The organism is Burkholderia sp. Z1, assembly GCF_014893795.1.
Classification (GTDB): domain Bacteria; phylum Pseudomonadota; class Gammaproteobacteria; order Burkholderiales; family Burkholderiaceae; genus Burkholderia; species Burkholderia theae.
In genome coordinates this window covers 1,432,824-1,452,366 of sequence record NZ_JACFYL010000002.1, presented here as the reverse complement: position 1 = coordinate 1,452,366, position 19,543 = coordinate 1,432,824, and the positions used below count along the sequence as shown (strand labels likewise).

The 19,543-nt window shown below is 67.8% G+C and carries 21 protein-coding genes; 1 reads left to right on the top strand and 20 read right to left on the bottom strand.

Annotation, left to right across the window (positions count from 1 at the left end; genetic code table 11):
- Nucleotides 1-122: 122 nt before the first annotated feature.
- From H3H55_RS23545 to H3H55_RS23455, 19 genes are all read right to left on the bottom strand, one after another.
- On the bottom strand, nt 123-1,328 hold the full coding sequence (locus H3H55_RS23545) for an acetyl-CoA C-acyltransferase (protein WP_193100424.1): 1,206 nt from the start codon (nt 1,326-1,328) through the stop codon (nt 123-125).
- A gap of 23 nt (nt 1,329-1,351) precedes the next feature.
- On the bottom strand, nt 1,352-1,840 hold the full coding sequence (locus tag H3H55_RS23540) for a MaoC family dehydratase (protein ID WP_193100423.1): 489 nt from the start codon (nt 1,838-1,840) through the stop codon (nt 1,352-1,354).
- Nucleotides 1,837-2,637: an SDR family oxidoreductase gene (locus H3H55_RS23535; protein WP_193100422.1), complete on the bottom strand. Its 801-nt coding sequence runs from the start codon at nt 2,635-2,637 to the stop codon at nt 1,837-1,839. Before H3H55_RS23535 ends, H3H55_RS23540 begins: the two co-directional genes overlap by 4 nt.
- Entirely contained in the window at nt 2,634-3,830 is a 1,197-nt protein-coding gene (locus H3H55_RS23530) for an acyl-CoA dehydrogenase family protein (RefSeq protein ID WP_193100421.1), read from the bottom strand. Before H3H55_RS23530 ends, H3H55_RS23535 begins: the two co-directional genes overlap by 4 nt.
- Complete coding sequence (locus H3H55_RS23525) at nt 3,827-5,062, bottom strand: acyl-CoA dehydrogenase family protein (RefSeq protein ID WP_193100420.1); 1,236 nt, start codon at nt 5,060-5,062, stop codon at nt 3,827-3,829. The genes H3H55_RS23530 and H3H55_RS23525 overlap by 4 nt, the downstream gene beginning before the upstream one ends.
- 3 nt (nt 5,063-5,065) lie before the next feature.
- Complete coding sequence (locus tag H3H55_RS23520) at nt 5,066-5,944, bottom strand: SDR family oxidoreductase (RefSeq protein WP_193100419.1); 879 nt, start codon at nt 5,942-5,944, stop codon at nt 5,066-5,068.
- A gap of 33 nt (nt 5,945-5,977) precedes the next feature.
- Nucleotides 5,978-7,129 (bottom strand): acetyl-CoA C-acetyltransferase, encoded by a 1,152-nt coding sequence (locus H3H55_RS23515; protein WP_193100418.1) that lies wholly within the window; start codon nt 7,127-7,129, stop codon nt 5,978-5,980.
- Complete coding sequence (locus H3H55_RS23510) at nt 7,129-8,196, bottom strand: acyl-CoA dehydrogenase family protein (RefSeq protein WP_193100417.1); 1,068 nt, start codon at nt 8,194-8,196, stop codon at nt 7,129-7,131. Before H3H55_RS23510 ends, H3H55_RS23515 begins: the two co-directional genes overlap by 1 nt.
- 35 nt (nt 8,197-8,231) lie before the next feature.
- Entirely contained in the window at nt 8,232-9,401 is a 1,170-nt protein-coding gene (locus tag H3H55_RS23505) for an acyl-CoA dehydrogenase family protein (protein ID WP_048251079.1), read from the bottom strand.
- Nucleotides 9,398-10,207 carry an enoyl-CoA hydratase family protein gene (locus tag H3H55_RS23500; RefSeq protein WP_193100416.1) on the bottom strand — a complete coding sequence of 270 codons (810 nt, stop codon included), beginning with the start codon at nt 10,205-10,207 and terminating at the stop codon, nt 9,398-9,400. The genes H3H55_RS23505 and H3H55_RS23500 overlap by 4 nt, the downstream gene beginning before the upstream one ends.
- Before the next feature lie 19 nt (nt 10,208-10,226).
- A complete protein-coding gene (locus H3H55_RS23495) occupies nt 10,227-11,339 on the bottom strand; it encodes an NAD(P)H-dependent flavin oxidoreductase (RefSeq protein ID WP_193100415.1) in 1,113 nt (370 codons plus the stop codon).
- Nucleotides 11,336-12,256, bottom strand: coding sequence for an enoyl-CoA hydratase (locus H3H55_RS23490; RefSeq protein ID WP_129515021.1), 921 nt, complete (start codon nt 12,254-12,256; stop codon nt 11,336-11,338). Before H3H55_RS23490 ends, H3H55_RS23495 begins: the two co-directional genes overlap by 4 nt.
- 8 nt (nt 12,257-12,264) lie before the next feature.
- Nucleotides 12,265-13,062, bottom strand: coding sequence for a CoA-transferase subunit beta (locus tag H3H55_RS23485; protein ID WP_114179765.1), 798 nt, complete (start codon nt 13,060-13,062; stop codon nt 12,265-12,267).
- A 10-nt stretch (nt 13,063-13,072) separates the two neighbouring features.
- Complete coding sequence (locus H3H55_RS23480) at nt 13,073-13,966, bottom strand: CoA transferase subunit A (RefSeq protein WP_193100414.1); 894 nt, start codon at nt 13,964-13,966, stop codon at nt 13,073-13,075.
- A gap of 9 nt (nt 13,967-13,975) precedes the next feature.
- Nucleotides 13,976-14,872 (bottom strand): VOC family protein, encoded by an 897-nt coding sequence (locus H3H55_RS23475; RefSeq protein ID WP_129515024.1) that lies wholly within the window; start codon nt 14,870-14,872, stop codon nt 13,976-13,978.
- A 199-nt stretch (nt 14,873-15,071) separates the two neighbouring features.
- Complete coding sequence (locus H3H55_RS23470; RefSeq protein WP_230684579.1) at nt 15,072-15,488, bottom strand: type II toxin-antitoxin system VapC family toxin; 417 nt, start codon at nt 15,486-15,488, stop codon at nt 15,072-15,074.
- Nucleotides 15,475-15,711, bottom strand: coding sequence for a FitA-like ribbon-helix-helix domain-containing protein (locus tag H3H55_RS23465; RefSeq protein ID WP_193100412.1), 237 nt, complete (start codon nt 15,709-15,711; stop codon nt 15,475-15,477). The genes H3H55_RS23470 and H3H55_RS23465 overlap by 14 nt, the downstream gene beginning before the upstream one ends.
- Before the next feature lie 394 nt (nt 15,712-16,105).
- On the bottom strand, nt 16,106-16,783 hold the full coding sequence (locus tag H3H55_RS23460) for a hypothetical protein (protein ID WP_129515026.1): 678 nt from the start codon (nt 16,781-16,783) through the stop codon (nt 16,106-16,108).
- A 461-nt stretch (nt 16,784-17,244) separates the two neighbouring features.
- Nucleotides 17,245-17,406, bottom strand: a complete 162-nt coding sequence (locus H3H55_RS23455) for a hypothetical protein (protein WP_193100411.1) — start codon at nt 17,404-17,406, stop codon at nt 17,245-17,247.
- Between the two features lie 552 nt (nt 17,407-17,958).
- Between H3H55_RS23455 and H3H55_RS23450 the strand changes: the two genes are divergently transcribed.
- A complete protein-coding gene (locus H3H55_RS23450) occupies nt 17,959-18,684 on the top strand; it encodes a hypothetical protein (protein WP_193100410.1) in 726 nt (241 codons plus the stop codon).
- 54 nt (nt 18,685-18,738) lie between these two features.
- Here H3H55_RS23450 and H3H55_RS23445 read toward each other — a convergent pair whose 3' ends face one another.
- On the bottom strand, nt 18,739-19,512 hold the full coding sequence (locus tag H3H55_RS23445; protein WP_193100409.1) for an SDR family NAD(P)-dependent oxidoreductase: 774 nt from the start codon (nt 19,510-19,512) through the stop codon (nt 18,739-18,741).
- Nucleotides 19,513-19,543: the final 31 nt, after the last annotated feature.

Below are 19,543 nucleotides of genomic sequence, written 5' to 3'. Positions count from 1 at the left end.
GGCGGTTCGCGCCGAAGCGCCAACGGCAATCGCCTGCAAATCTCCGGGCCGTCGGTCTTTGCCGCGGCCTCGAATGGTCCTGAATGGCTGGCCGCCGTCTCCGGCGGCCGATTCGGCGCCTGCTACGCGCCGACTTCGAACAGCGCGGCGGCACCCATCCCGCCGCCGATGCACATCGTCACGACCGCGTGCCGCACGCCGCGCCGCGCGCCTTCGAGCAGCGCGTGCATCGTCATCCGCGCGCCCGACATCCCGAACGGATGGCCGAGCGCGATCGCGCCGCCGTCCACGTTCAGCCGGTCGTCGGGAATGCCGAGCGTGTCGCGGCAATACAGCGCCTGGCATGCGAACGCCTCGTTCAGCTCCCACAGCCCGACGTCGGCCACGGTCATCCCGAAGCGCTCCAGCAGCTTCGGGATCGCGAACACCGGGCCGATGCCCATCTCGTCCGGCTCGCAGCCGGCCACCGCGAGGCCGCGGAACGCGCCGAGCGGCGTCAACCCGCGACGCATCGCCTCGCTGCGCGACATCACGACCACGGCAGCCGCGCCATCCGACAGCTGCGACGCATTGCCGGCCGTCACGAACTCGCCCTGCTCGACGACCTTGCCGCCGCTCCACGACGGCTTCAGCCCCGCGAGCCGCTCGGCCGTCGTGTCAGCGCGCACGCCTTCGTCGCGCGCCGCGCGCAGGTCTTCGTGACCGGCCGGGTTGCCCTCCTTGTCGAACAGCGCGCGGCGCACGTCGAGCGGCGCGATTTCCGCGTCGAAGCGGCCGGCGGCCTGTGCTTCGGCGGTGCGCTGATGGCTCTGCAGCGCGTAGGCATCCTGCGCGGCGCGCGAGATCCCGTAGCGGCGCGACACGATCTCGGCCGTTTCCATCATCGCGATGTATGCGGCCGGCTGGTGGTCGAGCACGGCCTGCGAACGCGCGCGATACGCGTTCTTGTGCTTGTTCTGCGTGAGCGAGATCGACTCGACGCCGCCCGCGACGACGATCCGTGCGTCGCCCGCACCGATGCTGCGCGCGGCGCTCGCGATCGACATCAGGCCCGACGAGCACATGCGGTCGATCGCCATGCCGGGCACCGACGCCGGCAGCCCGGCCGCCGCGGCCGACAGGCGGCCGATGTTGTAGCCCTGCGTGCCTTGCTGTGCGGCGCAGCCGATCAGCACGTCGTCGACGTCGGCCGGCGCGACACCCGCGCGTTCGAGCGCCGTGCGCACGACGTGACCGCCCAGCGCGGGCGCCTCGGTGTCGTTGAACATGCCGCGAAACGCCTTGCCGATCGGCGTGCGTGCGACGGAAACGATGACTGCGTCTTCCATGTGCTGGCTCTCTGAATCTGGATCTAGAAGTAGTAACGGCTGATCGTGTCGGCGACGCAGCCGGGCTTGCCTTCGCCTTCGATCTCGACGGTCACGCGAATCCACGCCTGCACACCGCCTTCGAGCGGCTCGACACGCAGCAGCTCGCCGACGCCGCGCACACGCGCGCCGACCTTCACCGGCGCGGGGAAACGGATCTTGTCGCAGCCGTAGTTGACGCCGAGCCGCGCACCGTCGATGCGCACGATCTGCGGCAGGAAATAGTTGACGAGCGACAGCGTCAGGTAACCGTGCGCGATGCACGCGCCGAACGGGCCGTCCTTCGCGCGCACCGGATCGACGTGCACCCACTGGTGATCGCCCGTCGCATCGGCAAAGCCGTCGATGCGGACCTGGTCGATCGCGAGCCACGCGCTCGCGCCGAGCGTCTCGCCGACAGCCGCCGCGAGTTCGCCGGGATGCGCGAACACGCGGGGCGTCGCGCGCACGGGGTCGAGGGTCGTGTCCGTCATGCGTGCTGGCTACTGACCGACAGCACTTCGCCCGTCATGTACGACGCGTAATCGCTTGCAAGAAACACCATCACGTTCGCGACCTCCCAGACTTCGGCGGCGCGCCCGAAGGCTTCGCGCGACGCCAGTTGATTCAGCAAGTCGGCCGGCGCCGACTTCTTCAGAAAATCGTGCATCGCGATGCTCGGCGCGACTGCGTTGATGCGCACGCCGTACGGCGATGCTTCGAGCGCCGCGCAGCGCGTGAGCGCCATCACGCCCGCTTTCGCCGCCGCGTAGTGCGCCTGTTCCGCCTGCGCGCGCCAGCCGAGCACCGATGCGTTGTTGACGATCGCGCCGCGGCCGCGGGCCTGCATGTGCGGCAGCATCGCGCGCATCATCCGGAACGTCCCGGTAAGGCTAATGTCGATCACGCGCGACCATTCGGCATCGTCCATATCGACGATGCGGGTCGACCCGCCGAGCCCGGCGTTGTTGATCAGCACGTCGACGCCGTCGAGCTTGTCCTGCGCGTCGGCGACGAGCGCCTGCACGTCGGCCTCGACCGCGACGTTGCACAGGCGGCCATGGATCTGTTGCAGCCCCGTTTCGGCGCGCAGCGTCTGCACCGCCTGTTCGAGGCGCTTTTCGTGGATGTCGGAAATGAACAGCGCGCGGCAGCCTTCCTCCGCGCAGCGGCGCGCGGCCGCGAAGCCGATGCCGGCGCCGGCCGCAGCCGTGATCAGCACCGATTTGCCGGCGAGCAGCTGGTGGCCCGGCACGTAGGCGGGGGCCTTCTGGATCTGGGGTTCGGTCATGCTTGTCCTCGCGGTTCTCTTGGCATGCCGAGCCCGCGCTCGGCCATGATGTTCAGCTGGATTTCGTTGGTGCCGGCGTAGATCGTGTCCGCACGGGAGAACAGGAATACGCGCTGCAGATGGGTGAGCTTTTCGTCGGTGGGATCGATCACGTTCGCGCGCGGCCCCAGCGCATCCATCGCAAGCTGGCCGAGGTCGCGGTGCCAGTTCGACCAGTAGTACTTGTAGATCAGCGCCTCGCGGCGCAGCGGCGCGCCGCCGTCGGCATCGTCCGCGCCGGACAGCATCCGCAGCGCGTTGTAGCGCATCACGCGCAGCCCGGCCCATGCGCGGCCGATCCGCTGGCGCAGCACGGGGTCACGATCCGCGCCCGATGCGCGCGCCGCGTCGATCACCCATTCGAGCTCGCGGACGAACTGCATCTGCTGGCCGAGCGTCGACATCCCGCGCTCGAAACCGAGCAGCGTCATCGCGATCCGCCAGCCGTCGCCCGGCGCGCCGACCAGGTCGCGCGCTTGCGCACGCGCGCCGTCGAAGAACACTTCGTTGAATTCCGCGCCGCCGTTGAGCTGCTTGATCGGTCGGATCTCGAGGCCCGGCTGGTCGAGCGGCATCAGCAGGAACGACAGCCCCTTGTTGCCTTTCGACGCGGGATCGGTGCGCGCGAGCACGAAGATCCAGTCGGAATCGTGCGCGAGCGACGTCCATACCTTCTGGCCATGGACGCGCCACGTGCCGTCCGCATCCTGTTCCGCACGCGTGCGCACGTTGGCCAGATCGGAACCCGCGCCCGGCTCCGAATAACCCTGGCACCAGAACTGCGTGCCGGCTAGGATCCCGGGCAGGAACCGCGCACGCTGGTCGTCGGTGCCGCACGCGACGAGCGTCGGCCCGAGCAGCCCTTCGCCGATGTGACCCATCCGCCCGGGGCCGCCCGCACGCGCGTATTCCTCGTGAAAGATCACCTGCTCGGCGACCGAAAAGCCGCGCCCGCCGGCGTCGGTCGGCCAGCCGAGCCCGGTCCAGCCGCCTTCCGCCAGCTCCCGTTCCCATGCCTTGCGCAGTTCCGGCCACGCTTCCTCGTCGCCGGGGCCGCCGCGGTATTTCAGGCACGCGAATTCGCCGGTCAGGTGCGACTGCACCCAGTCGGCCACTTCGTGCCGCAATTGCTGTTCGCGCGTTTCGCTGTTCATTGAAGGGCTCCTGCGCGTGCGGCGGATGGGCGTGTTGCGGCGATGACCGGCGATGCGGTTTCGTCGCGCTTGGCCACGCTGCCGTCGATCGCGTGGCGCGCGATCCACTCGAGCAGTTGCGGCGTCGTGCCGAACTGCGCACCCGACGCCTGCGCGCGCTTGAAATAGAGATGCGGGTCGTATTCCCACGTGAAGCCGACGCCGCCGTGCAACTGGATCGCCTCCTGCGCGCAGAACGCATAGGCGTCGTTTGCGGCGGCTTTCGCGGCCGCGATGTCGGCGCGCAGCGCGGCACCCGGCGTCGCGCCGGCTTCCGCGTCCCACGCATGCGCGGCGCCGAGCACGGCCGAGCGCGCCGATTCGATCGACACCATCATCTGTGCGCATCGATGCTTGACGGCCTGGAACGACGCAATCGTGCGGCCGAACTGCACGCGCTGGCTCGTGTAGTCAAGCGTCAGGTCGAGGCATTGCTGTGCGCCGCCGAGCTGCTCGGCCGCCAGCGCGAGCGCCGCGAACCACGCGGTGCGCTCCAGTACCGGTGCGGCATCGCGGCCGGCCAGCAGCGCGTCGCGGCTCACGCGAGTTTCTTCGAACACCACGCGCGCGATCGGCCGCGTGGCGTCGAGTGTTTCGAGCGGCGTGACGGTCAGGCCGGTTGCCGTCGAGACGTCGATCGCGAACACCGCGAGCGACTGCCCTTCGTTCGCGATTCGCGCGGGCACCAGCAGCAGGTCGGCGCGCGCGCCGTCGATGACTTGTTCGATCACGCCGGACAGCGCGTAACCGCCCGCCGTTTCCTCCGCGACGATCGGCAGCGACCAAGAGGCCACGGTGCCAGCCGGCAGGTCGAGCGGCAGCGCCAGCGTCGCACTGCACGCGCCTTCAGCGATCTTCGCGAGCCAGCTGGTGGCCAGCGGCGTGTCGCAGCCGGCCAGCGCGGTTGCCGCGAGGCACGCGGTCGAAAAATACGGCACGCACGCGACGCGCCGGCCGAGCTGTTCCATCAGCACCGTCTGCTCGACCGCGCCGAGCCCGAGCCCGCCCGCCGCTTCCGGCAGCGCGAGCGCGTTCCAGCCGAGCTCGCCCGCGAGCGCGGCCCACAGCGCGTCGTCGCGGCCGGCCGATTGCTCGAGCGCGCGGCGCACGTCGGCGGACGCACTGCGTTCCGCGAGCACATCGGCCGCCGCGTCGCGGATCATCGCCTGTTCGTCGGTGAGCGCCAGATCCATGGGTCAGCTCCCGTACACGCGCTGCGCGGGCCGCGCATCGGCGAGCAGCTGCGCGACCGCCGGGCCGACCTCGGCCGCCGCCCAGCGCGCGCCGCGATCGACGCTCGGGCCCGTGCGCCAGCCTTCCGCGACCGCGATCGTCCCGCCCGCGACCTCGAACACCTGGCCCGTCACGTCGGCCGACAGCGCACTGCCGAGCCACACAACCAGCGGCGCGACGTTGGCCGGATCGAAATAGTCGAACCCGCCGTCTTCCGGCTTCTTCATCATGTCGGCGAACACGCCTTCGGTCATCGACGTGCGTGCGGCCGGCGCGAGCGCGTTCACGCGCACGCCGTAGCGCTGCAGCTCGACCGCCTGCATCAGCGTGAGCGCGGCGATCCCCGCCTTCGCCGCGCCGTAGTTCGACTGGCCGATCGAGCCTTGCAAACCGGCGCCCGAACTCGTGTTGACGATCCGCGCGTCGACCGGATTGCCGGCCTTCGCGGCATCGCGCCACACGCGCGCCAGCACGCTCGACAGGCAGAAGTGGCCACGCAAGTGCACGCGCATCACGTCGTCCCAGTCCTGCTCGGTCATGCTCGTGAACATCTTGTCGCGGCAGATGCCCGCGTTGTTGACGAGTACGTGCACGTCGCCGAACGCTTCGCGCGCCGCGTCGACGATCCGCTGCGCGGTGTCGACGCGCGTGATGTCGTCCGCATTCGCAAGCGCGCGGCCGCCTTGTTGCGCGATCTCGTCGCACACGGCCTGCGCGGCGTCGTGCCGGATGTCGTTGACGACGACCGCCGCGCCCTCGGCCGCGAGCGCGAGCGCGTATTCGCGCCCGAGCCCGCCGCCCGCGCCGGTGATGATGACGGTGCGTCCGTTACAGATTCCCATGCTTGTGCCTCGTGGATCGTGAAAGTGACGCGCTCACAGGCGCTCGATGATCGTGACGTTCGCGAGACCGCCGCCTTCGCACATCGTCTGCAGGCCGTAGCGGCCGCCCGTACGCTCCAGTTCGTGCAGCAGCGTCGTCATCAGCCGTGCGCCGGTCGCGCCGAGCGGATGGCCGAGCGCGATGCCGCCGCCGTTCGGGTTGGTCTTCTCGTGCGGGAAGCGCGTGTCGGCCAGCCAGGCCTGCGCAACCGACGCGAATGCCTCGTTCATCTCGACGACGTCGATCTGCGACCAGTCGAGCCCGCTCTTCGCGAGCGCGGCCTTCGTCGCCGGGATCGGCGCCGTCAGCATCCACAGCGGATCGTCGCCGAGCACGCTCAAGTGATGAATGCGTGCGCGCGGCGTGAGGCCGTAGCGCTTCAGCGCGTCTTCCGACACGATCAGCAGCGCGGCGGCCGCATCGCAGGTCTGGCTCGCGACGGCGGCCGTCAGCGAGCCGCCCGGCGTCAGCGGTTCGAGCGTCGCCATCTTTTCCAGCGACGTGTCGGGGCGCGGCGTCTCGTCGTGCATCACGCCTTCGAACGGCACGATTTCCCGCTTGAAATGGCCGGCCTCGATCGCCGCGACCGCGCGGCGGTGGCTTTCGAGCGCATAACGCTCCATCGCGTCACGCGACAGGTTCCAGTGATCGGCGATCCGCTGCGCGGCGACGAACTGCGACACCGGCGCATCGCCGAAGCGCGCGCGCCAGCCTTGGCTGCCCGAGAACGGATCGGTGAAACCAAGCGGCGCCGCGCAGGTCATCGCGGACGAGATCGGGATCTGCGTCATCGTCTGCACGCCGCCCGCAACGACGACGTCCTGCACGCCGCTCATCACGGCCTGCGCGGCGAAGTGCACGGCCTGCTGCGACGAGCCGCACTGGCGGTCGACCGTCACGCCCGGCACCTGCAGCGGCAATCCGGCCGCGAGCCAGCAGGTGCGCGCGATGTTGCCCGCGAGCGGACCGATCGTGTCGACGCAGCCGAACACCACGTCGTCGTATTCGTCGGCGGGAATCGCGTTGCGCTCGACGAGCGTCTTCAGCACGAAGCCGCCGAGGTCCGCCGCATGCACGTGTGCGAGCCCGCCCTTGCGGCGGCCGGTCGGCGTGCGCAGCGCGTCGACGATATAGGCTTGTTTCATCAGTTCAGTTCCTCGAGGTCGAAGGTCTGCGCGGGGCCGATCGGCAACGCGTCGCCGAGGATCGCGTCGGCCACGCGGGCCTTGTGGAACGCGCTGTCGCCCCAGCTGCCGGCGAGCGCCCAAATGCGCTTCATGAAGATCTGCAGGTCGAGCTCCCACGTGTAGCCGATCGCGCCGTGCACCTGCATCGAGTGGCGCGCGGCCAGTTGCGCGGCCGACGTCGCCGCGAGCTTCGCGTGCGACACGAACACCGCGCGCTGCGGGTGGTCGTCGGCGATCGCCTGCGCCGCGCGCGCGACCACCGGCCGCGCGAACTCGTAGCGGATCGCGACGTCCGCGAGCAGATGCTTGAGCGCCTGGTACGAGCCGATCGCCTTGCCGAACTGCTTGCGCTGCGCGCTGTAGTCGATCGCGACGTCGAGCACGCGCTGCGTGAGGCCGAGCAACTGCGCGGCGACCGCGAACGCGCCGTGGTCGAGCGCGCGATCCAGCAGCGGCGCGGCCTCGGCGGCGCCCGCGATGCGCGTGGCCGGCGACGGTTCCCAGTCGAGCGTGAACAGCCGCCGCGACGGGTCGACGCTGTCCACCGCGCGCCACGCGCACTGCGCGGGATCGACGCGATGCAGCTCGCCGCGGTGTTCGCACAGCAGCACTTGCGCGACGTGCACGTCGGCCGCATACGGGTTCACCGGATGCACGAGCGCGACACGCGCGCGCCCTTCGGCGATGTCGCGCAGCAGCGCGTCGCGCCAGTCGCTCGCCGGCAGCCGCGCGAGCACGCCGGCCGACACGAGCGCCGTGTCGAGCAGCGGCTCGGGGCTGCCGAAATATCCGTAGGTCTGTGCGAGCAGCGCCCATTCCGCTTCGGTCAGGCCGAGGCCGCCGTGCGCCTCGGGCACCGACACGGCGGTCAGCCCCTGCGACGCGAACAGCGCCCACAGCGCATCCGAGCGCCCGGTCGGCGTGGCCCAGAGCTCGCGGATCAGCTCGGGCGTCATCTCGGTCATCAGCAGGCGCTTCACGCTGTCCGCGAGCGCTTCCTGGTCTTCATCGAATACGAAATCCATACGATGTCCGTTCAGTGAGGGAGTCGCCGGCGCCGTTACGCGCGCGGCATGCCGAGCATCCGTTCGGCGACGATGTTGCGCTGGATCTCGTTGGTGCCCGCGTAGATCGTGCCGGCCTGCGCGAACAGGAAGCCGTCGAGCCAGTGGCCGAGCGTCGCGTGCTGCGCGGCCGTCTGCGGGACGACCTCGCCCTGCGCACCGAGGATGTCGAGCGCCGTCTGATGCATACGCAGATCGAGCTCCGACCAGAACACCTTGTTGGTACTCGACTCCGCGCCGATATGGCCGCCCTTCAGCAAGCGGCTCGCGGTCGCGTAGGTCGACAGCGCATAGGCCTGCGCATCCATCCACGCCGATACCACGCGCTCGCGCAGCGTCGGGTCACGGTCCGCGCTGTCGCGGTGCGCGAGATACAGGTCGCGCAACGCTTGCGCGGTTCGCTGGAACCTCGCCGGCGAACGCAGCATCAGCCCGCGTTCGAAGCCGGCCGTCGCCATCGCGACCTGCCAGCCCGCGCCTTCGGCCGCGAGGCGGTTCTCGACCGGCACGCGCACGTCGTCGAAGAAAATCTCCGCGAAGCCCGTCTGCCCGTTCAACTGCCGGATCGGCCGCACCGTGATGCCCGGCGCGGACAGCGGCACCATCAGGAACGTGAGCCCGTGGTGACGCGACGATTCGGGATCGCTGCGGAACAGCCCGAACAGCCAGTCGGCCCACACCGCGCGGGTCGACCAGATCTTCTGGCCGTTCAGCACGTACTCGTCGCCGATGCGGGCCGCCGTCGTGCGGATCGCGGCCATGTCCGAGCCCGCGTTCGGCTCCGACCAGCCCTGCGCCCACACGTGCTCGCCCGCGGCCATCGCGGGCAGGAAGCGCGCCTTCTGCTCCGCGGTACCGAAATCCATCAGCGTCGGGCCGAGCAGGAAGATGCCGTTCTGGTTCACGCGCATCGGTGCGTCGGCACGCCAGTACTCTTCCTCGAAGATCAGCCACTCGATCAGGTCGCAGCCGCGCCCGCCCAGCTCGCGCGGCCACGTGACCATGCTCCAGCGGCCCGAGTGCAGCGTGCGCTCCCATTCGCGGTGCGCGGCGAAGCCTGCCTCGGTGTCGAAACTCGGCAGCCGCTCGCGCGGCACGTGCGCCGCGAGCCATTCGCGGATTTCCGCGCGGAACGCCTGCTGTTGCGGCGTGTAGGTCAGGTTCATGCGCGAGCCTCCTCGGCCTGGGCGTCGAAACGCGCGTCGCGCTTCTCGACGAACGCGGCGCGCGCTTCCGTCGAGTCGTTCGTCATGTACGCCTGCAGCGTGAAGCCCTGCTCCCAGCGGTATTTGTCCTCGAGATCGCCGTCCTCGACGCCGTTCAGCGCCTCCTTCGCGAGCCGCACCATCGCCGGGCTCTTCTCCGCGATCTTGCGGGCGATCGCGAGCGCCGCGTCGCGCAGCGCGTCGCGCGCGACGACCTGCTCGACCGCACCGAGCCGGTACGCTTCGGCCGCATCGATCATGTCGCCGGTGAAATACATCGCCCGTACCTTCTGCACGCCGAACAGCCGCTGCAGGTGCGCGCCGCCGCCCATCGCGCCGCGATCGATCTCCGGCACGCCGAAGCGCGCGCAATCGGCCGCGACGACGATGTCCGCCGCACCGCAGATGCCGATCCCGCCGCCGAGCACGAAACCGTGCACGGCCGCGATCACCGGCTTCGGATTGCGGTGCACCGCGCGAAACGTCTCGTAGTTGCCCGCGTTGACCGCGACGATCCGCTCCGGATGCGCGGCCAGTTCCTTGATGTCGACGCCCGCGCAGAAGCCGCGGCCTTCGCCGCGCACGACGATCACGCGCACGTCGTCGTCTTCGCCGAGCGCGTCCAGCGCGCGTGAAAGCGCATGCCAGCTCTGCGCGTCGAGCGCGTTCACGGGCGGATGGGCGATCACCAGTTCGGCGATGCCGTCTGCGCGATCGATCCGGAACGGCTGCGCGCCGGCCGGTTGAGTGGATGCTGTCATCTCCATTGCCTCCCTGTGATGTTCTTCATGCGGCCTGCGCCGCTGCCGCGCCACGCAGCGCGGCCAGTGCGTCGAGCCGCTCGCCGGCTTCCGCGACGATCCGCGCGATCAGCGCGTCGCACGATTCGATCGCGCCGATCATCGCCGCCGCCTGGCCACTCGGCAGCACGCCTTCGTCGGGGCGGCCCTCGACGATCGCGCGCTGGATCAGGAACGGCGCGTTCGCGGCCATCAGCGTCTGGCTTGCCGTGTAGTCGTGCGAGCGCAGCGCCTTGATCGCGAGGCCGAGCATGTCGCTCGTGCGCAGCCCGTTCTGGCGCCGCCAGGCCTCGGCCGTCTTCAGCGCGAACAGCGTGCGGCGCAGCGGGCCGAAGCGTTCGAGCTTCAGCAGATACGGGTTGTCGATCATGCGTTGCGGCAGCCCGTCGAGCGCGTCCGACACGCGGATGCGCGCCGGGTCGCCGACCGCGACGTAGCGGTCGAGCGTTTCGCGCGGCACCGGCGATTCGGCGGTCATCAGGAAGCGCGTGCCCATCGCGATGCCGGCCGCGCCGTACGCGAGCGCGGCAGCCAGCCCGCGCCCGTCGAAGAACCCGCCGGCCGCGACGACCGGCACCCGCACCGCATCGAGCACCTTCGGCAGCAGCAGCGTGGTCGGCACCGAGCCCGTGTGGCCGCCGCCTTCCGCGCCCTGCACCGTCACGATGTCCGCGCCGAGTTCGACCGCCTTCGCCGCATGCTTCGGCGCGCCGACGGTCGGCATGCAGACGATGCCAGCATCCTTGAAGCGGCGGATCGTCTTCGCGTCGGGCCCGCGGCCGTAGCTGACCGCGCGCAGCCGGTGCTTGATCGCGAGGTCGACCACCTGCGCGGCATTCTTCTGGAACATGTGGAAGTTGATGCCGAACGGGTGGTCCGTCAGCGACTTCACCTTCAGGATCTCGGCCTCGACCTGCTCGGGCTCGAGCGTCGCGCCGGCCAGGAAGCCGAAACCGCCCGCGTTCGCGGTCGCCGCGACGAGCCGCGCGTCGGCCACCCAGCCCATCGCGGTCTGCACGATCGGGTAACGACAGCCGAGCAGGTCGCACAACGGCGTATGGAGCGGGCTGTGAAGCGGGTTGTGAAGCGTCGTGCTCATGCGGCGGCTCCGTTGATCGCAGCTGGTGCCGGTGCGTCGCCGCGGTCCGCGCCGTTCGGCTGGCGCTGCGAGCTGGCCATGCTGCGCGCGTCGTAGCCACCGAGGCGGTCGCCGCTGACGAGCTCGTTGTGCGCATGCGCGAAGTGATGCCATGCGAACGCCGCGTCCATCGCCGCGCGCTTGCCCTGCAGCTCCTCGACGTGGTTCAGCGCCTGCTTGGTCAGCGTCAGCCCGAGGCGCGGCATCGTCGCGATCTTCGCGGCGATCGCGTAGGTCGCGTCGCGCAGCCGCTCGCGCGGCACCACGCGGTTGACCATCCCCATCTGGTACGCGCGTTCGGCCGGCATCCGCTCGCCGAGGAACAGGAATTCCTTCGCGATGCGCGGGTTCAGCTCGTACGCATGCGCGAAATACTCGACGCCCGGAATCCCCATCCGCACGACCGGATCGGCAAAGAACGCATCCTCCGACGCGACGATCAGGTCGCACACCCACGCGAGCATCAGCCCGCCCGCGATGCACGCGCCCTGCACCATCGCGATCGTCGGCTTCGGCAGGTCGCGCCAGCGCCGGCACATCCCGAGGTACACCTCCTGCTCGCGTGCATAGAGGAATTCGCCGCCCTCCTTGTCGACGTGGTCGTACCACAGCGATGCGCGATCGAACGACTCGTGGATGTCGCGGCCCGGCGTGCCGATGTCGTGCCCCGCCGAGAAATGCTTGCCGGCGCCCGCGAGCACGATCGCCTTCACCGCGTCGTCGTGCGCCGCGCGCCGGAACGCCGCGTCGAGCGCATACGTCATCTTCGAGTTCTGCGCGTTGTGATACTCGGGGCGGTTCATCGTGATCGTCGCGATGCCGCCTTCGACCGCGTAGTCGACGACACCGTCGCCGAACGTCACCTGGGTCGCTTCCATGTCAGGCCTCATCCCCGGCGCGGCGCCGGATTGTTGCGCACGATCGTCGCGCGCAGGTTGTGCGGATCGAGCGCGCGGACGATGCGCAGGTCTTCCGCGTTCGGCGCGGCCGTCGTACCGAGTTCCGGATGCGCGATCAGCGGGAAGCCGGTCGCGTCCTGCACCTCGTCGAAACTCACGCCCGGATGCAGCGAGCGCACGCGGATCGCGTGATCCGGCCCGCCGAAATCCATCACGCACAGGTCGGTGACGATGCTGCGCAGGTCGACGAAGGTCTTCATCCCGGGCAGCCGGCGCGCCGGGTTGTAGCCGACCGTGCACACCATGTCGACTTCGCCGGCGACGAACGTGCGCTTGCCGTGGCCGCTGACGAAAAACGAGTTCGCGTGATTCGTCGAGTTGCCGGGGAAGCCGCGTGCGCCGAGCAGTTGCGTCTTCGGGCGTGCGTAGTCGTCGCCGAGCCACGAGATGTTGGCCTGGCCGAAGCGGTCGATCTGCGTCGGCATCACGAGCGCATGGCGGCGGCCGTGCCACAGACAGTCGAACACGCGTTCGTAGGTCATCCAGCCGCTCGCCTTCACGCGATAGCCGTCGGGGCGCGGGCCGAGCGGCACCGGCTCCTCGACGAGATACGCTTCGCCGTCGGTCAGCATCAGCCCGTTGTTGTACGCGAGCCGCGCGAGTCCGGCCGCGAGCCGCGGGCCCGTGCCGATGCCGGTCGCCAGCACTTCGCCGTCGTCGCGCCAGAGTCGCGCGGACGCGACGATCATCAGTTCCGCGAGGGAATGGTCGAGAGATTCGCTCACAGGCGCTCCTTTACAGAATCGGCAACGGCAGCGTCGTCACGTGCGACAGCCCGCCGACGCCTTCGAGGTACTGGCGTTCGTCCTGGCCGACCACGTCGCGCAGGTACGCCGCCGTTTTCTCATCGTCTTCCGCGCTCGCGCAGTACGCGCGCAGGTGCGGCAAGTCCCAGCCGTAGGCCGGCCCGCACGACGTCGGATGCGCACCGCCCGGCACGTGCACGACGCCGGTGACGAGCGAGCGCTCGAACGGGTTGCGTTTCGCGGCATCGAGGTCTTCCGTCGCGATCGACGCGTCGACCGTTTCCGCCGACACGTAGCAGCGCTGCGCGGCGCGCGCCATCCATGCATCGAAGAACGGATCGGGGCCGTCGATGCGCGTGTTGCCCATCCGGTCGGCCGCGTTCACGTGCAGCAGCGCGACGTCGAGTTCGATCGCCGGCATCGCGAGCAGCGTCTCGCCGTCGTCGTACGGCGAGCTCACCGTGCGCAGCGCCGGCGCGTGATCGAGCAGCGCGGTGCCGAGCCCGGCGCGCGTCGGCAGGAACGGCAGGCGCGCGGCGGCCGCACGCAGACCGAGCTGCAGCATCCCTTCGTCGAGTTCGAGCACGTCGATGCGGCCCTGTTCGCGGGCACGGCGGAAATGAGGTTCGAGCGGAATCACGTCGAGCGACACGAAGCCGAACACCACCTTGCGGACCTTGCCCGCCGCGCACAGCAGGCCGACATCGGCGCCGCCGTATGCGACGACCGTCAGGTCCTTCAGGTTCGAGCGCGCGATTTCGCGCACCAGTGCCATCGGCTTGCGCCGCGGCCCCCATCCGCCAATACCGATCGTCATGCCGTCGGCGAGTTGCGCGACCACGTCGCGCGCGGACATCGTCTTGTCGAGAGGTTTCATCGTCATCGTGCTGGCTTACCGGTATCCGATGCTGAAATCGTGGCCCCACTGGCTCACCTTCGTGGCCTCGAATACCGCGTGCTTCGACCAGTCGACCGTGAGGCCGCCGAAGCCGTATTCGAGATCGAAGCCGCCGGGGGTCTTCATGTAGAACGAGATCATCTGGTCATTGCAGTGCCGGCCGAGCGTCGCCGACATCTTCACGTCGTGCGCGGCGACGCGGTCCAGCGCGCGGCCGACTTCGTCCATCGAGTCGACTTCGGCCATCACGTGCACGCAGCCCGACGGCACGGCCATCTCGAACAGCGCGAGGCTGTGATGGCGTGCGTTGCGGCAATGCATGAAATGGATGCGCTTCTCGGGTTCGGCCGGATCGGCCGTGAACTTCACCCGAAAGATGTCGGACAGCTCGAAGCCGAGCACGCCGCGCACGAATGCGTCGGTCGCGTCGAACTGCGGCGCGGGCAGCACCGCGTGGCCGAGCCCCATGTCGCCGGTGACGAAACGCGCGACGCCCAGCGGCGACACGAAGCGGCGGAAATCGCAGCGCGCGCCCCAGTACAGCTCGTGGCGGTTGCCGGACGGGTCGGTGCACCACGCCATCGCCTGCACGCGGCGCAGCGCGGCTTCGGCGGGCGTCGCGCGGATCGGCTCGACGCCGACGCGCTGCAGCGCTGCAAGCGCGGCGTCGAACGCGGCGCCGTCGGGCAGTTCCCAGCCCGACGCGAAATAGCGGTCGGTCGTACCGGGGACGATCACGTAGCGGAAATCGCGCTCGTCCATCTTCAGGTACAGCGCGCCGTCGGGCGCGTCGAGCGCCTGCATGCCCAGCACGTCTTCCGCGTAGCGGCGCCACGCATCGACGCGCGTCGCCTCGACGACGACATAGCCAAGCGCACGGACATCGATCATGTCGGCCTCCTCCTGGTTCAGAATCCGTTGTTCGTGAAAGGATTTTGGCCGGTCGGGGGTGGTGTTACATCGTCTGTTGGGACGAGAGTGGGCGGGGAATCGTGGTGGCGCGGGGAAGCGCGGCAGCCCGGCGGAACGGGCTACGCGTGAAGGGACAGACGGGGAACGGAGGCAGGTTGCCGCGGTGCGGCAACCCGAATCAATCGAACGGGTTCAGCAGCCGGACGCCGGTGCGCGCGAAATCGTCGACGTTGCGCGTGACGACCGTGAGATCGTTGATCAGCGCGGTGGCCGCGATCAGCTTGTCGAGTTCGTGCGCCGGATCGGGCACGCGCAAATGCCCCCACATCTGGCTGGTCTCGATATCGACCGGCAGGATGTTCGGCGCATAGCCGGACAGGATCGTCGCCATCCATGCCTCGAGCGCCGACGCCTGGCTGTGATCGCCGCGATGACGGATCAGGTCGACGCCGCGCCGAAGTTCGGCCACTGTTACGACGGACAGGTAAAGCGGGCTCGCGTCGGCTTCGGCCTGCCTGAAGAACGCCCGCACGCCACGGTTGGTTCGCTTGCCCTTCCTGATTTCGCTGATGACGTTCGTATCAATCAAAAACACGCCTGACCTCGCCGGAATCCTGAACACGTTGGAAATCCATGTCATCGCCAACATCGGGCATGCTCATCAGCACTTGCGCAAATGTCTTTCGCTTCGGGCGACCGAGCGCGTCGGCCAGAATGGCCCGATGCTCGGCCTCGGCACTCCGGCCATTTGCCGCAGCCTGCTCGCGCAGGCTCTGAACGATATCGTCATCCACGTTACGCACCAGAAGATTTGCCATAGGTCCCTCCATTCAGACTGCTATCAATGATAGCAACATGACGGTGGAATGCAAGCATTGCTATCATCGCCATGGACAGAGGGAAAACGGTGGTTGGCGTCGGCGAGCGGCAACCGCCGCATGAATCCATTCGGCTTTCGTCGCTCGCCCGACACGTCGAACTGCTGTCTCCAAGGTATGCCGGATCGGAACGACGGAAAAGACAGCCGATTGGCTAATCGACGCGGTCCAGCCTGCGCAAGCTCGCGCAGACCACCGTGGGGCGGCTGCATTCACTGCGTCCGGGTGGATCACGCGAGGCAGCCCCCGTCCATCTGGCCAAATCGCACGTGACTTGTTGGCACGTCCCTATCGGCAACACACCGCTCAACACGCTCGACGACAACTCACCCACTCAAAACCGATACGAAATCCCGATCTGCAATACCGGGTACCACCGATAGCGCGACATCACCTGCCGCAGTTGGTCCAGCCCGCTGGCAACCAGGATCTGGCTCTTCGCCGGTCCCGCAGCGGCCGCGAGCTCCGGCGACAGCGTGTATGAACACTTCGGTATCCCGTATGCGACGCCGAGGTCGGCCACGAATCCCAGCCCTTTCGACGCCGGCCGATGCCCGTAGCCGATCCCGACATACGGCATCACGGTCGGATAGCGCGCTTCCGCGACCGCGTACATCCCCGGCAACGCCGGATAACGCTTGCCGCCGAACACGTAAGTCCCGTTGGTCGGCTCCGATACGCCGCGCAGCTCGTCATCGTTGAAGCGCATCCCGACCGTCGCGCGGAAACCGCTGCCCCGCCACGGAAAGATGTCCGCGTACAAGCCGCCCTGGCGCAGCTTCAGGTCGTCCTGATAGCGATTGCCGGCCACCGTGAAGTCGTGCGAAAGATCGATCGCGTTGAAATCCGCGTGCGCACCGAGCATCGAATTGAAGCTCACGGCCGCGCCGATACCGACGCCCTGCGTGCCGCCCTGCAGATAGATCTCCTGCGCGTGCGCACTCGCGGCGAACAGCACCGCGGCCGCTGCCCATTGGTTCACCGTCATTTTCACGGGCGCCTCCCCCGACATGTGCCGGGCGCGCCGTCCCCCCGCATGCGACCCCTGTGCAATGCGTGGCGCGATCCCCGGCACGACACCTTGCAAGCAAGCTTGCTGTTCGACGGATCGGGAACGCGTTGCCCCGTGCGCATGGCCGATACGACCTGCGCGGCGCGTACGCCGCAACAGGCGGCGCCCGCGACCCGATCCGATTCCCCGTTTGTTTCGATGTCGTTGCATGCCGCCGATACGCTCATCGTTCTTGCCAATTTCGTTTGCACCGGCGGCACCGGGTCAACCGCAAAGCGCGTGCCATGCGGCGCAAACAGAAGCGGGGCAAGCGTTACCGCCGGACACTGACGGTCACGCGGGGCGGAATCGGGGGAAATGTTTCAGGAACGTATCCGTATTCGGCAGACGAAGGCGGAACATGCGATTCGCCGTATCGCGTATCGATGCCGCAACGCGTATCGAGTGAGGCCAGACGGCCGTCAGCGCACGCGAGTCGTCGATGCGGTCAATCGCGCGCGGCGAAATAGATTGAAGAAGCGTTGCAAAGGTGTGACCTCGCGCCGGGCGCACACGATGTCGACGCGTAATAGCGAATGGCGAGGCAGGGTGAATACCGATGCGGACGCATGCATCTTGTCCATCAAGCGATCAATACACGAGTCAAACGACCGCAGCGAGCCGATCGGTACATCACACTGCATGGCGACCGGAAAAAGGCTATAGCAGTCGTAGAAGTTGAATGAAAACGACAGACTCCACAACGCGCCTCACTTTCAATTTCGTGCGTGACGACGCGCCTCTCCGTGAAGCGAAAACAATCACGAAGTGTTGATTTATTGGATTTTTATAACGACACCTGAACGGAGCGTCTTGGTACAATCCATCGTCCAAGAGCAAACCGATTCGGTAATCAACCCGACCACCAGAAAATCACTGGAGAGGTTGCGTGTCTCTGGTAGTCCGGGCTAGCCATCGGCAATTAATAAGACCAATCGACTAGCGGGGGAATTGTGAATCGCATCGCACTTCTTTTGTTGGCTGCAGCCATGGTAACGGGTTGCAATTCGAAACAATCCGACAACAGCACCCAATCATCTGTGACGAGCCCCGGTGCGTCCAGCGATACCACCACGCCACAACAACCGCCACCGCCAGTCGTTGCTGCCCCCCCGCCCCCTTCACACAATTACGCAATGAGCCAGGATGGCACGTATGGTTACGAGCCAGCGCTCAGTGAAGACGACGTGAGAGCAGGAAAAGCCACGAAGGCGCTTGTCATGATGCGCTACGTTGGCCTCAGGGATGGCAACTATATTCTGCTCTTGGTTGACGAGGACAATCCGAATATTTCGAATCGCATTACTTGCTCGGCTCCATGCAATTTTGCCAAGTCGCAAACCATGGCTGGCGACTCGATTCTAAAAACCGAAACCGTCCGGGTTGTGCCTAACTCGCTGATCGGCGCGATGGTCGAAGACGCGATGGCAGGGCAACTGACCCCCTATGGTCAACACACGGCAACGATGAATCAAGCGCCGCAATCGGCAACCACCGCACCATCAACACAATCAAATCTGCCTGCCGCCCAACCGATTGCCAACCAGCCCGCAAGCGATGCGATGGCTTCCCCGCTACAACAAACGAGCTTCGACTGCGCTAAAGCCAAGTCCATTCCTGAATTTCTGATCTGTCACGATGCGGATCTTGCGGCCGCTGACCGGGATCTCGCCACGACCTACCAACAAGCGAAAGATGCTGTCACTGACAAAAACGCATTTGCTGAACGAACACGCAAGCAGTGGAATTTCCGTGAGAAAAATTGTCGCGACAAGGATTGCTTGACATCGTGGTACGCGTACCAGAAGCGGATACTGACAAAGATCGCACAAACGGGTGATGTCACTGCCCAAGACAACTGACGCGCCTCAAGCGATTGTGCAGCCCGCTCATTCGAGCGGGCTTTTTCACACCTGCTACAACCCATACCCACCAGAAACATTCAACTGCTGCCCCGTAACATAATCCGCCCTGTCCGAAGCCAGAAACACCGCCGCCCGCCCCACATCATGCGCCTTCCCCCAGCGCTTGAGCGCGAGCATCTTCTGCGTCTCGTCGATCCACGCCTGGTCGAACTGCCCCTGTTCGAGCAGCACCGGAAACATCCCCGCTTCGATCACGCCGACCAGGATCGAATTCGCGCGAATGTTGTACCTGCCCTCCTCACGCGCGAGCCCCTTCACCAGCGCCTCGTTCGCCGCCTTCGGCGCGACCGACAACCCGTCGCGATCGGGCCAGCGCAGATGGCCGGCCGAACCGAGCGTCACGAACGATCCGCCGCCCGATGCGCGGAAATGCGGCAGTGCGGCTTTCGCCGCCACGAAGAAACCGATCGTCTCGACCTCGATCGCGCGCCGCCAGTCGTCGTGCGTCATGTCGCCGATATGGCGCTGGTTCACGAACGGCCCGGCCGCCCAGACGACCGTATGCACACGGCCGTGCGCGCCGATCGCGGCCGCGAGCGCGGCGTCGACCTGCGCCGGATCGGTCACGTCCACGCAGTGCGTGGTGGCCGCCACACCTTCGCCGCGAATGTCGCGCGCGACGCGTTCGGCCACGTCGGCCTTGCTGCGGTAGCCCACCGCGACCGGCACACCGACGCGCGCGAACTCGAGCGCGACGCCCTGCCCGATCCCGCCGCTGCCGCCGAACACCAGCACCGCGCCCTGCGGAAACCCGTTGTCGTTCATGCGTTCATCCCGTTCGTATGTGGCAGCGCCG

Bases quoted from the DNA above. Each gene is read 5' to 3' on its own strand.
- H3H55_RS23545 (WP_193100424.1), bottom strand. From the start codon at position 1,328: ATGGAAGACGCAGTCATCGTTTCCGTCGCACGCACGCCGATCGGCAAG.
- H3H55_RS23540 (WP_193100423.1), bottom strand. From the start codon at position 1,840: ATGACGGACACGACCCTCGACCCCGTGCGCGCGACGCCCCGCGTGTTC.
- H3H55_RS23535 (WP_193100422.1), bottom strand. From the start codon at position 2,637: ATGACCGAACCCCAGATCCAGAAGGCCCCCGCCTACGTGCCGGGCCAC.
- H3H55_RS23530 (WP_193100421.1), bottom strand. From the start codon at position 3,830: ATGAACAGCGAAACGCGCGAACAGCAATTGCGGCACGAAGTGGCCGAC.
- H3H55_RS23525 (WP_193100420.1), bottom strand. From the start codon at position 5,062: ATGGATCTGGCGCTCACCGACGAACAGGCGATGATCCGCGACGCGGCG.
- H3H55_RS23520 (WP_193100419.1), bottom strand. From the start codon at position 5,944: ATGGGAATCTGTAACGGACGCACCGTCATCATCACCGGCGCGGGCGGC.
- H3H55_RS23515 (WP_193100418.1), bottom strand. From the start codon at position 7,129: ATGAAACAAGCCTATATCGTCGACGCGCTGCGCACGCCGACCGGCCGC.
- H3H55_RS23510 (WP_193100417.1), bottom strand. From the start codon at position 8,196: ATGGATTTCGTATTCGATGAAGACCAGGAAGCGCTCGCGGACAGCGTG.
- H3H55_RS23505 (WP_048251079.1), bottom strand. From the start codon at position 9,401: ATGAACCTGACCTACACGCCGCAACAGCAGGCGTTCCGCGCGGAAATC.
- H3H55_RS23500 (WP_193100416.1), bottom strand. From the start codon at position 10,207: ATGGAGATGACAGCATCCACTCAACCGGCCGGCGCGCAGCCGTTCCGG.
- H3H55_RS23495 (WP_193100415.1), bottom strand. From the start codon at position 11,339: ATGAGCACGACGCTTCACAACCCGCTTCACAGCCCGCTCCATACGCCG.
- H3H55_RS23490 (WP_129515021.1), bottom strand. From the start codon at position 12,256: ATGGAAGCGACCCAGGTGACGTTCGGCGACGGTGTCGTCGACTACGCG.
- H3H55_RS23480 (WP_193100414.1), bottom strand. From the start codon at position 13,966: ATGACGATGAAACCTCTCGACAAGACGATGTCCGCGCGCGACGTGGTC.
- H3H55_RS23475 (WP_129515024.1), bottom strand. From the start codon at position 14,872: ATGATCGATGTCCGTGCGCTTGGCTATGTCGTCGTCGAGGCGACGCGC.
- H3H55_RS23465 (WP_193100412.1), bottom strand. From the start codon at position 15,711: ATGGCAAATCTTCTGGTGCGTAACGTGGATGACGATATCGTTCAGAGC.
- H3H55_RS23460 (WP_129515026.1), bottom strand. From the start codon at position 16,783: ATGTCGGGGGAGGCGCCCGTGAAAATGACGGTGAACCAATGGGCAGCG.
- H3H55_RS23455 (WP_193100411.1), bottom strand. From the start codon at position 17,406: ATGGACAAGATGCATGCGTCCGCATCGGTATTCACCCTGCCTCGCCAT.
- H3H55_RS23450 (WP_193100410.1), top strand. From the start codon at position 17,959: ATGAGCCAGGATGGCACGTATGGTTACGAGCCAGCGCTCAGTGAAGAC.
- H3H55_RS23445 (WP_193100409.1), bottom strand. From the start codon at position 19,512: ATGAACGACAACGGGTTTCCGCAGGGCGCGGTGCTGGTGTTCGGCGGC.